This is a genomic window from Intrasporangium mesophilum (assembly GCF_054783095.1).
In genome coordinates this window covers 98,658-113,152 of sequence record NZ_BAAGRF010000001.1, presented here as the reverse complement: position 1 = coordinate 113,152, position 14,495 = coordinate 98,658, and the positions used below count along the sequence as shown (strand labels likewise).

The window sequence follows — 14,495 nt, the reverse complement described above, 5'->3', positions numbered from 1 at the left end:
CAAACCCGGCGCATGGCGCGACCCGCCGTCGGGTCAGACTGGGAGCCGTCGTTCCATGGGGTGCACTCCTTCGAGGCTCAGCGTGTCCACGACAGGCGTCGGTGTCGATCGGCGCTTGGGGCTCGGACGGTTCGGCATGAGTGCGTCGAGTCGCCTACCTTCAGAACAAGGGAGCGCATGCCTTCCCGAAGCCTTGGAAGGTCCTGGCGGCTTGTGGGCCCATCACTCTCTGGGGCGGCCATTCCGCCCAGAATGACGTGAGTCGTAGCCCCTGGGCAGTTGCGCCCGCCTCAAAGGCGCTACGCCTTGGCTGCGCGGAAGTTGCTGAGCTCCTCCAGGCGAGCGATGTCGTCCTCGGTGAATCTGGTGCGCAGCGACCCACCGGTGCGCCAGTTCTGGGTGATGTGTCCGTGCTGGCCGGCGACGATGGCGGCGCTGACGTTCAGTTCCGCTGCCAGGAGGAGGAGATCTTGTTTCGTCTTTGCTGTGGCGATCCGGACCCTCGCCGAGTCGGGGATCAGGGTGTCCTCGGCGTAACGACTTGCTTCGGCTTCGGCCAGGTCTGCTGTGTGGGTGCTCTCGTGTTTGTCGGTCTCAAGGTCAAGGAAGGTGGTGCGTCGGGCGTGGAACAGAATGTGGCCGATCTCGTGGAGGATGCTGAACCAGAAGCCGTCGGTCCTGCGGCCTCGTTCAGTGATGCCGATGACAGGCGTGTCGTCCACCCACCAAGTTGCAGCGCATACTCGCGTGTCGGCGACTTGCCGGACGAAGATGAGCGCGACGCCGGCTTCTGCGAGTGCGGTTTGGGCGGCCTCGAAGCCGGCCGTGAACGGCATCGTCGTGTAGCGGGGGATCTTGGTCGCGGCATTGCGGAGTACTGCTGGCTTGTACGGCGCCGGCAGGTCGAGTTGTTCGGCGTAATGCTCGACAAGGCGGAGCCACATCGCGGTGTTGTTGCCATGGACCGTGTAGGCCTGGCTCCGTTTGAACGATGTGCGTGGCCGTAGCCACGATGCTTCGAATGCGGCAGGGCTGGCGACCCGGAAGAACTGCAGCACCTTCCGGGTGAGTTCGGTGGCGGGGTCGGCTTTGGTGATAATGCCGTGCCGCAGGAGCGTTGTCCGGTCGAACCCGAGGGCCCAGGTGGACGCTTCCTGAAGGGACGTTGTGGCCCTTTGTTCGCTGACGTACATGTCCCAGTCCGCGCCGGCTTGGGCCCAGAAGCGATGAGGTGTCCCGAGTGCGGTTTCGAGGAGCACGGCGACGTCGGGGGTAATCCCGACGGTTTTCTTGACGATTTGATTGACGTGCTTGGTGGTCAGGCCGGTTCGTTCGGCGAGCTCGGACTGTCGGATGCCGTGCTGGTCAAGGTAGCGGGCGAGGAGCGTGCCGGGGTGCAATGCCCAGTCAGGCTGGAGCTCGTTGGGGTGCCGGGCTGGGGTGCCCGCGATGTCTATCCGGTTCATCGTGCGACCTTCGATGCTGAACGCCCTTCGGCTGCAACGTCCCGGACGTCGAGCCTGAAGACCTGGTGTGCGTTTCGTTGCGGATCGGCGACTCGTTCACCATTTTGAGCGAGCGCGAGCGCATGGAGTGTCGCCTGCCCGGCGGCGAGGGTGACCTCGTCGGTTCGGGCACTTGCCGCGGGGAGGGTGACGAGCCCGGTCCCGAGGACGTCGGCCAGTGTGGGGATCGTGAAGCGGAGCACCGCGATAAGCATGCGGACGTCCTCTGCTGCACGCGGCCACGTAGCGGTGATGAGAGCGCCCGTCGAGAGCAGCTGATTGAGCCGTTCGTCCGCTACCACCACGATCACCCCTCAGAGTTTGCCCCTTCACAGGTGCATCGGACAACTTCGCCACGCGCAGGTCCACGAGAAAGAAATGAACCACTTGCGCGAGATCTTGCCTGCTACACTGACATCGTCGGAAGGTTTCATGTAGTCGGCGGTCGCGGCTTCGACCGAGATCGCCACCAGGCTCGCGAAGGCGAGAGGGGAGCAAGAACCGTGTCGAACGCAGTGGAGACCCTCCAGGGTCCGAAGTACGAGGTCAACTTGGACGGCGACGTCCGCCCATGGTCCGAGCCGACCATCTCGGTGGCCCAGATCCGGGAGCTGGCTGGCTGGGGCGCCGACCAGCCGGTCGTGATGGTCGACCTGAAGACCAACGACGAGCGCGACCTGCGCGAGGACGAGGTCGTCGACGTGAAGCCCGGCCAGGGGTTCAGCAAGAAGGTCAAGTTCAAGCGGGGGTCCCGGTGACCGACTGGGTCACCAAGCAGGTCGACCTGCTGCGCACCCAGTGGCCGAATCTGTCCTACCTGGACACCGGCCACTGGGTGCTACTGCCAGGCTGGCAGCTGCTCGACGGCTGGTCGGTGGCGACAGTCGACGTCGCCTTCCAGATCCGGCCGGACCGGGAGACGCCGCCGTACGCGTTCTACGTAAACACCCGCGAGCTGACCCACAATGGGAAGACACCGGAGAACTGGACGATGTCCGCCGAGGTCCCGTTCCCGGGCACCTGGAGCGTGTTCTCATGGGGTCCAGAGACATGGGTGCCGACGGTCGATCCGGACCGCGGGCCGAACATGCTCGGTTTCGCGCGCTCGTTCCAGACCCGGTTCGCCGAGGGGGCCTAATGAAGACCCTCAACATCCCTGAATCGACCTGGGACGACCTGCACACCTACCTCGACTGGCCGTCCGAAAGGATGGCGTTCCTCGCCGCAGTACCCACCGCCGCGGGGATGTGGGCCGTCGTCGACGTCATGTACCTGGACGACGAGAAGGACTACGAGTACCAGGGGTCGACCGGTGTCGAGCTCGCCGATGACGTGCGCCCGCGCGCCCTCAAGTGGGCCACGATGCACGGCGCCGGGCTCGTCGAGATTCATTCCCACGGCGTGGGCCGACTCCCAACCACCTTCAGCACCACGGACCTGCGCGGCCTCGCAGATGGGGCACCGCGGCTCGTGTGGCGGCTAGGTGGTCACCCGTACGCTGCCATCGTCGTCGGTGGCCGCAAGGACCACGACTCCCTTGCATGGGCGTCCAAGGACGCCGCCCCCTCCAGCATCGGTCAGCTGGTAATCGGCGAGCACACCCTGACCCCGACCGGGGTCGCGGTCGGTCGCGTCACCCACGTGGAGGAGTTGGCATGAGTAACCGGTACGACCGCCAGGAGCGCCTCTTCGGCAAAGAAGGCCAGGAGCGCATCCGCGCAGCGCACGTCGTCATCCTCGGCACCGGCGGCAACGGCATGCACGTCGTGCAGCAACTGGCCTATGCCGGCGTGCGCGACTGGACGTTCGTCGAGTTTGACGTCGTCGAAGACACCAACCTGAACCGGCTCATCGGGGCTGTTCCGGACGACGTCGGCACCGAGAAGATCAAGATCGCGACTCGGGTCGTGAAGTCGCAGCACCCCGACGCCACGCCGGTCGAGATCTTCGGCCGCGTCGGCGATCCGGACGTCCGAGACGACATAATCGCGGCGCTTGCCACCGCGACCGTGGTCGTCGGCTGCTTCGACCTCGAGTCGCCGCGCCTAGAGGCCGTCAAGCTGTGCTCCCAGGCCGGCGTGGCCTACCTGGACCTCGCCTCGGAGATCATTCCGGGCCAGGACGACGAGGAGCTTACTTACGGCGGTCGGGTCGTGTTCAGCCACGACGGGACCGGATGCCTGGTCTGCCTGAACCTCATCGACATGGCCGAGGTGGCCCGGGAGCAGATGCCTACCCCGCAGCTCGCCGAACGGAACAAGATGTACGGCCTCGACGGCGACGACCTCGGCGGGTCCGGCCCGTCGGTGGTCACCATCAACGGCGTAGTCGCATCCCTGTCGTGCACCGAAGCGCTGATGTTCCTCACCGGCCTGCGTGAGCCGACGCGGCAGGTGACGTACATCGGCAACACCTCAACCGTTCGCCGAAACACGAGCCTCGGGCACCCCGAGTGCTTGTTCTGTCACCGCTGGCGCGAGAAGGCCTCAGTCCGGCCCGGAGGCTGCCGGCGCATGTCGGCGGTGCCCAACGTCGGCGCATGACCAAGACGACGTTGTACGACACCCACGGTGTTCCGAATCTGGTCTCCATGTGTCAAGGCCGCGGTTTTCGGGCTCCGGGAGTGTGCGCCAGCGCTTGTCGCCGTCACGTTCGTTCGTCCGGTGGGACGCTGCACCTTGACAGCTTCGGCGCGTCGTCGCAGGGAGCTTGGAGCCGAGCCCGCGGCGGCCTTCGCATGGGTCTGGGGTGCGGGTAGCGTCGTTCCTGCGGGCCCGGGAAGTGGCTGGTCCGAAGAGCCGATGACCGGGGTGGACAGGTCGGCCGCGCTGGATTGTGATGACGCCCCCGAGTACCCTCCGGGCCCCGCCTCGACACCGACCTGGGCAGCGCCCGGGTCCGGCGCGGCGGTGTCGCCCTTCAGCTGCCGGTAGACGGCGTCAGAGAGCCGGCGTTTGAGGCACCGCAGCGCCTCCATCGGTGTCTTGGACTCAGCGAGCCACGGCAGTAGGCCCGGCCTTGGTGTCGTGGCGGATCTGCACGATCGCGGCCATGTGCAGGACGTGGTTGAGCCTGCGGGCCCCGGCGCACGAGAACCGGTGCCGGATCTGGTCGCCGGAGGAGGGGTCCAGGGGTGCGGTGCCCGTACAGGAGGCGAAGTGGTTGCGGTCGGGGAACCGGGTCACGCGACCGACGTCACACAGGATCCGGCGGCACCGGCGGGACCGACGCCCAACAGGTCCACCAGTGCGAGCCCCGGTCGGTGACGGCGGAGCGCACTTCCTTCTTGATCGCCCTAGCTTGGCGTCGACGGCCATCGGGCGGCCGTGTTGAAGGAGTACCGGAGACGGCGAACCTGGTTGTCGTCAGGACGCGGCGCCCTCGTTCGTCACCCTGACCGAGAGGCGGTTGTTGCTCACCACCTCTAGCGTCGACCTGTGACTGACACAGCCCTCCGAGCACGCCACCGCCGTCGACTCGACTCTCCTCGACTGGGACACGCTGGCCGAGAAGTCTTGGCCGACCCTCCTCCTCGGGAACGGTTGTTCCATTAACCTCTGGTCGAGATTCCGGTACGCCACTCTCCGCGACGAGGCGGAGCTGGACCGTGAAGCCGACGAGCTGTTCAACGACCTCGACACGACCAACTTCGAGGCGGTACTCGAAGCGATCCACCACGCCCACCTGGTTATGAATGCGTTGGGCGCCAACACTGACGACGTTGACGACCTCTACGAAGGGGTGCGTGATGCCCTCTTCCAAACCATCCGTGACATCCACATCGACTGGAACCTGTTCCCGATCGATCGGCACCGGCGCATCGCCGAAGCCATCGACGACTTCGAGACGGTGTTCACCACCAACTACGACCTAACGCTGTACTGGTCTTATATCCATGAGCTTCAGGGCGTCCGCGTCGCAGATCTGTTCTGGGGCAACGGCAACCTCTTCGATGCGAGTCGGACCCAGATCTGGCAGGGCTGGACCGCCCTTTACTACCTCCACGGAGCCATACACCTGTGGCAGGACGACGATGGCAACAACGGGAAGTGGACCAACAGTGACCGAGGGAATCTCCTCGACATCGCTGGCCGGTACACCCCGTCTTCCTCGCGCCGCCCGCTCTTTGTGTCCGAAGGAACGTGGCGGGCCAAGATGCAGGCGATCCGACGGTCCCCGTACCTGCTCCACAGCTATGACACACTTCGGGACGACGAGGAAAACACCGTGGTCGTCGGCCACTCGCTCTCCGACTGGGACACCCACATCATCAGGGCATTGCGAAGCGGGCCTGGGCGAAAAATCGCGGTGGCCGTCTACCCGCACCAACGTCCGGAAGACATCGTCGACTTCAAGGCCGGCGTGTCAAAGGCGCTGCGTAGACATAAGGTGTGCTTCTTCGACAGCGAGACTCACCCCCTTGGTGACCCGCGCCTCAACATCGGTTAGGTGCCGCGTCTTCAGCACTTCACGTGCCGATACGCAGAGATGTGTCGGCGTGGACTGCCGCGCTAGTCGGGAGGACGGCATGCGTCTTTCCGCCGCGAGCGGGCCCAGCTCGTCGCCGGACCTGCTTAGCTCCGGGCCAACCGATCGCACTCACCCGAGGTGGCCGCGGCACTCAAAGGCGGGACGCCACGGTCGATCCGGGACTTCGGTGAGCGGACCATGGACGTGGTTGCCCCAAGCGGTCCATTGGCGTCGATCCCTGGCTTCCGTCAAGGCCGCGGTGAGCATTTGGGTTCGGCTCGCACCGCTCAGGGTGCGTGGGCGTCCGCCGGTTCGCCCGGCCTTGGAGCGATGCAAGCGTACACTTGGCACTTGGCACTTGGACCGGGGCGTTGGCGTCGAAGGGGGCGCTCGTGGGAACTGAATATGGGGGCAAGCACGCGTCCCCCTACAGTCGCAAGCAAAAGATAGCCGCCGTGCTCACCGCTCTCTCGATCCCAGCCGCCTTCGGCGGAAGGGTGGTCGATGGCGCATGGAGCGCTGGGAAGCAGGCCATTGAGGCGCTCACGGGGCGAGAGCGCGAGGTTCATGTAGATTTGCCGGAGGGCCTGAGGGGTGACGGTGGCGAAGGCGATCTCCTGGTGCCTCTCGCGTCTTGGCCAGCGCTGGACGCCCCCGATGGAGAGGCCTATGCCGAGCAAATGGCAGACGTCTACGCTGCTGTAAAGGCGGCCCTTGAAGCAAACGGACAAGATATTGAAAGTGCGCCAGAGAATCTCAAGAACAAAATGGCTCAGCATGTCCTTGAGACGAGTGACCACTGGATGTTGAAATATGCCTTGTCCTCCGAAGAGGGCCACAAGACAATCCCAGATACCTGGATGGAAGGACTCATAGCGATCGCTAAGTCTCCTCCGCCCCCCGCAGTCGCAGGCGCTAATGAGGAATCTGAGCCACCTTTGGGCCATGCTGGGGATTGACGCCTCATCGAGATCCGGGCCTGCAGCCCAGCAAACTTAGTCCATTAGATCGGCCCGCAATTCGCGTTCATGGCGGCGATGGTACGCAGTGTGATGGGTCTCGAGTCCGTCTGATGTGCCGGCTAAAGAGCTGCTCCGGTAGATCACGCCTCACCGATGCACGTGGCCCTTCGGCGCCACACGTGTATGTAAGATGCTTCTTTTCGCCGCCGACGGGCCCAACGCTACGACGGGCCCGGCCTCAGATCTGGACATCGACTCGGCGATCTCCTGTCAACGTATGGGTCACGCCGCCGCCGTCTCGACCATGTCGATGACCGCGGGCCCTGCCCGTGTCGGCGCTGCGGCATACCGTGGCGCCATGGGTGACTTCGACTTCTACGTGGGCACGTGGGATATCGCCAATCGTCGGCGCGTCGACTACCTCGATGAGGCGAGCCCGTGGGAGGAGTTTCCAGCGGTGAGCGTGGCCGCGCGACACTTTGACGGCGCCGCGAACATCGACGAGATCACCTTTCCCACGAAGGGATGGGCCGGGCTGACCGTCCGGCTCTACGACCCCGCGACCAGCCTGTGGTCTCTCTACTGGATCAGCCGGTCGGCACCAGTCATCACCACGCCCGTGACAGGTCGCTTCGTCAATGGTCGCGGGGAGTTCATGAATGACGAAGCATGGGACGGCGTCCCGGTGCGCGTCCGGTTCCTCTGGACCGACATCAGTGACACCACGGCTCGATGGGAGCAGGCCTTCTCGCGCGATGGTGGCTCGACCTGGTTACCAAACTGGGTGATGGAGTCCACCAGACGGTAAGGGTCGGCCCCGGCACCGGCCGGCCCGAAGATCGTGACCCAGACTTCAGACAGGGGCGTGTGAGGCGGCGAGCACGCCCCGACCAGCTCGCATGCCAACGGGCCGGCTTCGGGCTCTTCTTCCATCTCGGGATCAACACGTTCAACGGCGTCGAGTGGAGCGACGGGACACTCCACCCCGACACGTCCCTGCCGTCCGAACGACGTACACCAGTGGGTCGAGACCGCGGCCCGGGCGGAGCGCGCGATGCCGTCCTGACGGCCAAGCACCACGACGGCTTCTGACTGTGGCCCACGACCACCACGGCATACTCGGTCGCCTCCTCGTCCTGGCGCGGCGGCCGGGGCGACGTGCGCGACTTCACCGAGGCCTGCCGTGCGGCCGGGCTCGGGGCCGACCTCAAGACGCACCGGTCGCAGGATGATCGGCCGTGTCGAACGCGAGGAAGCTCACGACAGCCTCTGCCTCTCGCTGAGCCTCAATGCCCACCCCCGCCGCACAGTGCCGGCGGGACTGAGACCGACGATCGAGCCTCGGCATCCGGGCACGGCCGCGAAACGGACGGTTCAAGTGCCGTTATGCCGAGTCTTTCCGCCAGAGGGTGAGGCGACCGCCGCCACCTCGCCGTAGCTTCGATAGCACTCCCCAAACCCACCAGCGATACTGGACCCGTCACGGCGATCGACAGCGGCGGGTAGACACCGAGGTTCAACCCCAAAGTCCACCACTCCCGGGGAACGCAGTCTGCGTGTCGCTCAGCGCGAGAGCGGAGGTGATCACTGACATGCCAGCAGATCTTCCGAGCAAGCAAGAAGGTCGGCAGGTGGTCACTGGCGGGCGACTGCCGCACGCCGAACGGCGGGCGGTCGGCCGTGCGTCGCGCAGAATCGTGCCCAGAACGGAGCAGGCACAGTGGCAGCGCAGGCCGGACGGCGCGCCCGCGCTCGAACAACTTCGCGCGCAGGAGCCTATCCGGGTGCCGACGCTGCTGCCGCTGCGCTATGAGCGGATGGCGTTGTCGCCGTGGAGCTACTTCCGGGGCGCCGCGGCCGTGATGGCGGCGGATCTGGCCGGGCACGCCCACACGGGACTGATGGTGCAGATGTCCGGTGACGCGCACGTCCTCAACTTCGGTCTGTGGGCAACCCCCGAGCGCAACCTGGCCTTCGCTCTGCGCGACTTCGACGAGACGCTGACCGGACCGTTCGAGTGGGATATCAAGCGCCTGGCAACCAGCCTCGTGGTGATCGCCCGGGAGAACGGGCGCCCCGACGAGGTCGGTCTGGACGCGGTGCGCACCTGTGTCGGCGAATACCGCAAGCGCATGCGACGGTACGCGACGGCCGGCCAGCTGGAGATCTGGTATGACGCGATCCACGTGGAGGAGCTGATCGGTTACTTTCCACGTGATGCCCGCGAGCCGGCGCGCGAGCACATTGCCAAGAAGGCGCGCAAGCGTACGAGCCAGGGAGCCTTCGATCGGCTGGTCGAGCGCGTGGACGGTCGGCTCAGGATTCGTGAGGAGCCGCCGCGGACGACCCACCTGCCGGAGCCGGTGCAGGTCGACATCGCACACCAGATCTTCGAGCAGTACCGGCAGACCCTGCTGCCGGACCGTCAGGTCTGCCTGAGCAACTTCACCCACGTCGATACCGTTCGCCAGGTCGTCGGTGTCGGCAGTGTCGGGATGCAGGTCTACCTGATCCTGTTGAGCGGTCCGCGGGACGAGCCGCTCTTCCTCCAGGTCAAGCAGGCCGGACCTTCGGTCTATGAGAAGCACCTGGGGCCAAGCCCCTACGCAAATCACGCCGAGCGGGTGATCAACGGCAAGCGTCTGATCCAGAGCGCCAGCGACATGTTCGCCGGCTGGACCCGCTTCGGGGGAGCCGACTTCTATGTGCGCCAGTTCCGCGACATGAAGGTCATCCCTGACAGCAATCTGCTCCGGCGGGTCCTCGCCGATTTTGCCCGCGCTTGCGGAGCCGCGCTGGCCAAGGCTCACGCCCGGTCGGGCGATCCCACGGCGATCGACGCCTATCTGGGCCGAAACCCCACCTTCACGACGGCGATGACCGTGTTCGCCGCGAGCTACGCCGACCGCAACGAGGCCGACCACGCCGATCTCGTCGCAGCGCTGGGCCGATCGTCCCGATGAGCTGGGTCGGGCCACGACTGGCCGCCGTCGCCGGGCGCGGCTACGGCGCAGCGTGGCTGCGCTCGATGATGGTCGAGGTCAATGACGGGATCATCGTCACGGCCGGCGTCGTCGAGGGGCTGGCCGGCGCGGGGGCCAGTACTACGACGATCCTCGTTGCCGGGTTCTCCGCGATCGTCGGTGGCGGGATCGCTCTCGGCGGTGCGAAGTACGGCGAGGAGGCCGCCGAACTCGAGGCGCGCCTGGCCATCCTCGAGGAGGAGCAGCGTCAGCTGAGTCTCTCCCCGCAGGAGGAGATGGCCGAGCTGGTCGAGGCTTACGAACGTCGGGGGCTGCCATCGCGGCTGGCCCACGAGGTCGCGCAGGCGCTCTCCCGGCGGAACGCGCTGGCAGCCCACCTCGAAGCCGAGCACGGGATAGTTCTCGGAGCCCCACAGCCTTCACCCGTTGTCAGTGGCGTCGCGGCCGGGCTCGCGTTTGGGTTGGGGTCTCTCGTGCCGATGCTGTCCGTCGCGCTGGCCCCCAATGCATTGAGGGTCTCGGTCATCTTCCTCGCGGTGATCGTTTCATTGACGGTCACGTCGCTGGTCCTCTCTGCCACGGGTGGGACCAAGGTGTGGCGCACCCTGGTCCGCACTGTGTCGATCGGGATGCTGGCCATGCTGCTGACGCTGGCGTCCGGCACGCTCTTCCTCAGCTGATCACCGGGACTCCGACATCAGGAGCGTCGTGGACTGATCGGTCGCGCCCAGATCACCACCACCCAGAAACCCCTCCCACCTCTGCGCGCCGCGATAAAGCTGCGGCCCAGGCGCGGCATACCGCCGCCCTTTGGTGCGAAGCGCGCTCACACATGTGATCGCCCAGTTGATCGGTTCCTCCGCGAGGTTCTTCACGAGCGGCGTGGTCACGGCGGGCAGACGTGGCGGCGACTCGAGCGATCCACGCTTGGGCGGGCAGATCGAGGCCTGGGCGTGGTGCGGTCGACCGGTGCGGACAACCTGGAGCCGCCGCGCCCCTGTCTTCGTAGGACTAATGGCCGTCCGCTTAAGTGGTCGAGCGACACGCGGACTGGCCAAGATGAGTTCGTGTTTGGACTCGAGATGGTCGTGGTCTTGGGGGTCGCTCTGGTCGCGTGCGGCGCGCTCGCGCAGCGCTACCCGATCGCGCCGGCCATCCTGCTGGTGTTGGTCGGCGTGCTGGTCGGGTTCGTGCCACACCTACGGGAAGCCCAGCTGCCCCCGGAGGTCGTGCTCCTCGTGTTCCTGCCCGCGCTGCTCTACTGGGAGAGCCTGACGACCTCGTTGCGGGAGATCCGGAACAACCTGCGGGTCGTGGTTCTCACCAGCACGGTGCTGGTCGTAGCCACTGCTGCCGCGATCGCCGCCGCTGCGCACGCGCTCGGCCTCCCGTGGGGGCCGGCGTGGGTGCTCGGCGCCGCGCTTGCGCCCACCGACGCGACGGCGGTCGGCACCCTGGCCGGCGACCTGCCACGCCGCACGGTCACTGTGCTGCGCGCCGAGAGCCTCGTCAACGACGGCACCGCGCTCGTCCTCTACGGCCTGGCTGTGGGCGTGACCGTAGGCGAGGAGCAGCTCACCGGCTGGCACGTGACCTGGCTGCTGGTGTGGTCCTACATCGGAGGCGTGCTCGCCGGCGTCCTCATCGGACTGCTCAGCTGGCAGGTCCGCCGCCGGATGGACGACCCGATGCTCGAGAGCATCGCCATGCTGGTGACCCCGTTCGTTGCGTTCCTGCTCGCCGACGTCGCCCATGCCTCAGGCGTGCTGGCCGTCGTCGTCTGCGGACTGTTCATGAGCCAGGTGACGCCACGGATCACCGGTGCCGCGACGCGCCAGATCGCCCTCCCCTTCTGGGCGCTGTCCACCACGGTGCTCAGCAGCGCGCTCTTCGTCCTGATCGGACTCTCGGCGCAGTCCGCCTTCCACGCGCTGAACAGCACCTCGATACTGCAGGCCCTGCTCGACATCCTCGTCGTCACCGCCGTCGTGATCGGGGTGCGGTGGGCGTGGGTCTACACCACGCCGTACGTCATCCGGCTCCTCGATCGGCGTCCCGCCCAGCGGCTGCGTCGGGTGCCGGCCCGACAACGCACCGTCAGCGCGGCCGCCGGGTTTCGCGGTGCCGTGTCCCTCGCCGCGGTCCTGGCCGTACCGCACACACTCGACTCCGGCGCCCCGTTCCCCGGCAGGGACCTCATGGTGCTCATCGCTTGCGGCGTCATCGTGCTGACCCTCCTGCAGGCGCTGATCCTGCCGTCGGTCGTGCGGTTCGCCCGACTGCCAGCCGACACCTCGGTCGCCGAGGAGCTCCAGTTCGCCGACGAGTACACCCTGGACGCAGCGATCGAGGCTCTCGACACCACGGCCAACGAGCTCGGCAGCGGTGACAAGGTCGTCCAACGGGTGCGCCACGAGCTGGACAAGCAGCGGAAGCTGATCACCACCGTCGGCGAGGAGGGTGACATCGTCATCCAGCACGACGACCAGTACCGAAACCTCTCACTCGCTCTCATCGCCCGACGCCGCGAGGCGCTCCTGGAACTGCGGGACGAGCAGCGCATCGACGACATCGTGCTACGCCGGGTCCAGACACGACTCGACCAGGAAGAGGTGCGGTTCTCTCGGGCGAACCCTCTGGACTGAGACCCGTCAGGACACCGAGGCCAAGAAGAGAATCTTCAGTTCGGCCATGACCATGGCACGGCCCCGGGTCGGGCTCATGTGAAGGCTGTCCACGGAGGCGCGTTCCAAAGTCGGACGTAACGCCTGGCAGTCGAGGGAACAAGATCAGGTGTGAACTCCTTTCGGGATCCCGACCTCGCGCGTATCGCGGCAGACCCTGATGCATTCGAGGCGTTCTATCGGGAACACCTCGTCACGGTCCGGCGGTTCGTCGCGCGCCGCGTCGAGGACCCGCACCTTGCGGCAGATCTCACCGCGGAGGTGTTTCTGGCCGCGATCGACTCCGCATCCTCGTACAGGCCGGATCGAGGCGCACCGGCGGCCTGGCTCGTGGGAGTCGCGCGTCATGTCGTGACCAAGGAGTTTCGCCGCCAGGCGCGCGAACGTCGCATCGCCGGCCGCGTCTCCGGGAGGCGCCTGCTCGACTCCGACTCGATCACTCGCATCGAGGAGCAGATCGACGCGGAGCGCGACGCACGCAACCTCTACTCCGCCCTTGCCGCCCTCCCGCGACGCGAACGCGAGCTGATGGAGCTGGTGGCGATCGACGGGCTCTCCGTCACCGAGGCCGCCGCAGTGCTGGGGGTGAAGCCAGGCACCGCGCGGGTCCGGCTTCACCGAGGCCGGGCCCGGCTCCAGAAGCACATCACGCCAATCGTCCAGGAGGTCACCCCATGAGTCTCGACACGTTCGAACAGTCCCTGCTCACCGAGCTGCGCCAGCACGTCAGCGCCCATGCCAGGACTGCGTCCGCTGCATCCCGACGGCGTCGTCACCGTTCCGTGGGCTTCGCGGCCGGCCTGGCCGGCACCGCGGCTGTCTTCGCCGTCACCTTGGGCATCGGCCTCACCGGACCGAGCGGCGCGTATGCCGTGGAGGCCGGAGCCCACGGGAGTCTGATCGTCACGATCTACGACCTTTCCGATGTCACTGGACTCGAACACGCGCTGGCAGCGAAGGGCGTGAATGCAAAGGTGTCGTACGTCGCGGGGTTCTCCCAGGTTGACGGAAGGTCCCCAACCACGAGTCATCCAGTCGATCCGACCATCTGCACGATCCAGCTCGCCAAGATCGACGGCGGACTCCGCTTCACCCTCGGACAGGCCCAGATCGCGGCCGGCGCTGAGCTCGACATCATCACCAGCGGCTCGAGCCCGGCAGACGCGACCTCTCCGGTAGCGGTCACGTGGTCGGGCGGAGCCTGCTGACACCAGCGTTGTCGCACATTGCACCCGGGCTCACCAGGCCTGGGTGCGCGTCACCTCGCCGCAGGGTGGTCATCGGCTGGCTGAGGTCCGCCGTCGAGGTAGGGCCGAGACCGGCTAGGCCGGCCGACTCACGCCGTCGGGGTCAGCCGCGCGATCGCGATCTTGCGGCCTGCCTTCGCCTCGTAAGGCGCAAAGGAGGGGTATGCCGCGACGATGACGTCCTTCCACGCCGCGTCGGACTCGGCTCCGCGCAGCACCTCGACCGACATCGTCCTTGTCTCGCGGCCAACCTCGATGGTCGCGGTCGAGGCGGCACGGAGGTTGCGGACCCACTGCGGCTCTTTCGGCTGGCCCCCGGCGGTCGCCGCGAGGAAGTAGGCGCCGTCGCGCTCGACGTACGACACGGGCACCGTGTGCGGCATCCCGGACTTGCGTCCGGCCACGGTGAGCAGGAGCACGCGGCTGCCGCCCCTCGCCCTACCGCCGACTCTGCCGCCGGTACGCCGGTACATCCACACGGCCGCCGCGTTACCGGCCTTCCAGAATCGCTGTGCCATCGAGGCCATGTCAGCCTTTCTCTTTCGCCGTGGAGGGTTTCAACGACGAGTCAACCACGGCTGGACGCGGTCAGCTCCGTGACGGGCCCCGGCGCGACCGTCCCGACCGGCTTCGGTTCCGCCTG

18 protein-coding genes are annotated in these 14,495 nt (G+C 66.6%); 13 read left to right on the top strand and 5 right to left on the bottom strand.

Features of this window, described 5'->3' with window-relative positions:
- Positions 1–299: 299 nt before the first annotated feature.
- Positions 300–1,466 carry an ImmA/IrrE family metallo-endopeptidase gene (locus tag ACYVLP_RS00600; protein ID WP_460625405.1) on the bottom strand — a complete coding sequence of 389 codons (1,167 nt, stop codon included), beginning with the start codon at positions 1,464–1,466 and terminating at the stop codon, positions 300–302.
- Positions 1,463–1,816 carry a hypothetical protein gene (locus tag ACYVLP_RS00595; RefSeq protein ID WP_460625404.1) on the bottom strand — a complete coding sequence of 118 codons (354 nt, stop codon included), beginning with the start codon at positions 1,814–1,816 and terminating at the stop codon, positions 1,463–1,465. The genes ACYVLP_RS00600 and ACYVLP_RS00595 overlap by 4 nt, the downstream gene beginning before the upstream one ends.
- A 192-nt stretch (positions 1,817–2,008) precedes the next feature.
- Here ACYVLP_RS00595 and ACYVLP_RS00590 point away from each other — a divergent pair, with 192 nt between their 5' ends.
- Genes ACYVLP_RS00590 through ACYVLP_RS00575 form a run of 4 tightly spaced genes read left to right on the top strand, consistent with a single transcriptional unit; the run spans position 2,009 to position 4,048 of the window.
- Positions 2,009–2,263 (top strand): multiubiquitin domain-containing protein, encoded by a 255-nt coding sequence (locus ACYVLP_RS00590; RefSeq protein WP_460625403.1) that lies wholly within the window; start codon positions 2,009–2,011, stop codon positions 2,261–2,263.
- The gene (locus ACYVLP_RS00585) at positions 2,260–2,643 is read left to right on the top strand and encodes a hypothetical protein (protein WP_460625402.1); all 384 of its coding nucleotides are present in this window, start codon (positions 2,260–2,262) and stop codon (positions 2,641–2,643) included. The genes ACYVLP_RS00590 and ACYVLP_RS00585 overlap by 4 nt, the downstream gene beginning before the upstream one ends.
- Positions 2,643–3,164 (top strand): hypothetical protein, encoded by a 522-nt coding sequence (locus ACYVLP_RS00580; protein ID WP_460625401.1) that lies wholly within the window; start codon positions 2,643–2,645, stop codon positions 3,162–3,164. The genes ACYVLP_RS00585 and ACYVLP_RS00580 overlap by 1 nt, the downstream gene beginning before the upstream one ends.
- On the top strand, positions 3,161–4,048 hold the full coding sequence (locus ACYVLP_RS00575; protein WP_460625400.1) for a HesA/MoeB/ThiF family protein: 888 nt from the start codon (positions 3,161–3,163) through the stop codon (positions 4,046–4,048). Before ACYVLP_RS00580 ends, ACYVLP_RS00575 begins: the two co-directional genes overlap by 4 nt.
- 447 nt (positions 4,049–4,495) lie before the next feature.
- On the opposite strand, the gene ACYVLP_RS00570 is transcribed toward ACYVLP_RS00575, so the two are convergent.
- Positions 4,496–4,690: a transposase gene (locus tag ACYVLP_RS00570; protein ID WP_460625399.1), complete on the bottom strand. Its 195-nt coding sequence runs from the start codon at positions 4,688–4,690 to the stop codon at positions 4,496–4,498.
- Positions 4,691–4,946: 256 nt separating this feature from the next.
- Here ACYVLP_RS00570 and ACYVLP_RS00565 point away from each other — a divergent pair, with 256 nt between their 5' ends.
- The 6 genes from ACYVLP_RS00565 to ACYVLP_RS00540 all read left to right on the top strand — a co-directional run bounded on the left by ACYVLP_RS00565 (position 4,947) and on the right by ACYVLP_RS00540 (position 10,601).
- On the top strand, positions 4,947–5,954 hold the full coding sequence (locus ACYVLP_RS00565) for a DUF4917 family protein (protein ID WP_460625435.1): 1,008 nt from the start codon (positions 4,947–4,949) through the stop codon (positions 5,952–5,954).
- A gap of 476 nt (positions 5,955–6,430) precedes the next feature.
- The gene (locus ACYVLP_RS00560) at positions 6,431–6,934 is read left to right on the top strand and encodes a hypothetical protein (RefSeq protein WP_460625398.1); all 504 of its coding nucleotides are present in this window, start codon (positions 6,431–6,433) and stop codon (positions 6,932–6,934) included.
- Between the two features lie 361 nt (positions 6,935–7,295).
- Positions 7,296–7,745, top strand: a complete 450-nt coding sequence (locus ACYVLP_RS00555; protein WP_460625397.1) for a hypothetical protein — start codon at positions 7,296–7,298, stop codon at positions 7,743–7,745.
- A gap of 59 nt (positions 7,746–7,804) precedes the next feature.
- Positions 7,805–8,029, top strand: coding sequence for a hypothetical protein (locus tag ACYVLP_RS00550; protein ID WP_460625396.1), 225 nt, complete (start codon positions 7,805–7,807; stop codon positions 8,027–8,029).
- Positions 8,030–8,568: 539 nt separating this feature from the next.
- A complete protein-coding gene (locus ACYVLP_RS00545; RefSeq protein WP_460625395.1) occupies positions 8,569–9,900 on the top strand; it encodes a DUF2252 domain-containing protein in 1,332 nt (443 codons plus the stop codon).
- Entirely contained in the window at positions 9,897–10,601 is a 705-nt protein-coding gene (locus ACYVLP_RS00540) for a VIT1/CCC1 transporter family protein (protein WP_460625394.1), read from the top strand. Before ACYVLP_RS00545 ends, ACYVLP_RS00540 begins: the two co-directional genes overlap by 4 nt.
- On the opposite strand, the gene ACYVLP_RS00535 is transcribed toward ACYVLP_RS00540, so the two are convergent.
- On the bottom strand, positions 10,602–10,811 hold the full coding sequence (locus tag ACYVLP_RS00535) for a hypothetical protein (protein ID WP_460625393.1): 210 nt from the start codon (positions 10,809–10,811) through the stop codon (positions 10,602–10,604).
- A 177-nt stretch (positions 10,812–10,988) separates the two neighbouring features.
- Between ACYVLP_RS00535 and ACYVLP_RS00530 the strand changes: the two genes are divergently transcribed.
- The 3 genes from ACYVLP_RS00530 to ACYVLP_RS00520 all read left to right on the top strand — a co-directional run bounded on the left by ACYVLP_RS00530 (position 10,989) and on the right by ACYVLP_RS00520 (position 13,813).
- Positions 10,989–12,566: a Na+/H+ antiporter gene (locus ACYVLP_RS00530; RefSeq protein ID WP_460625392.1), complete on the top strand. Its 1,578-nt coding sequence runs from the start codon at positions 10,989–10,991 to the stop codon at positions 12,564–12,566.
- Positions 12,567–12,716: 150 nt separating this feature from the next.
- Positions 12,717–13,283, top strand: coding sequence for an RNA polymerase sigma factor (locus ACYVLP_RS00525; protein WP_460625391.1), 567 nt, complete (start codon positions 12,717–12,719; stop codon positions 13,281–13,283).
- On the top strand, positions 13,280–13,813 hold the full coding sequence (locus tag ACYVLP_RS00520; RefSeq protein ID WP_460625390.1) for a hypothetical protein: 534 nt from the start codon (positions 13,280–13,282) through the stop codon (positions 13,811–13,813). Before ACYVLP_RS00525 ends, ACYVLP_RS00520 begins: the two co-directional genes overlap by 4 nt.
- A gap of 128 nt (positions 13,814–13,941) precedes the next feature.
- Here ACYVLP_RS00520 and ACYVLP_RS00515 read toward each other — a convergent pair whose 3' ends face one another.
- A complete protein-coding gene (locus ACYVLP_RS00515) occupies positions 13,942–14,370 on the bottom strand; it encodes a nitroreductase/quinone reductase family protein (protein ID WP_460625389.1) in 429 nt (142 codons plus the stop codon).
- Positions 14,371–14,495: the final 125 nt, after the last annotated feature.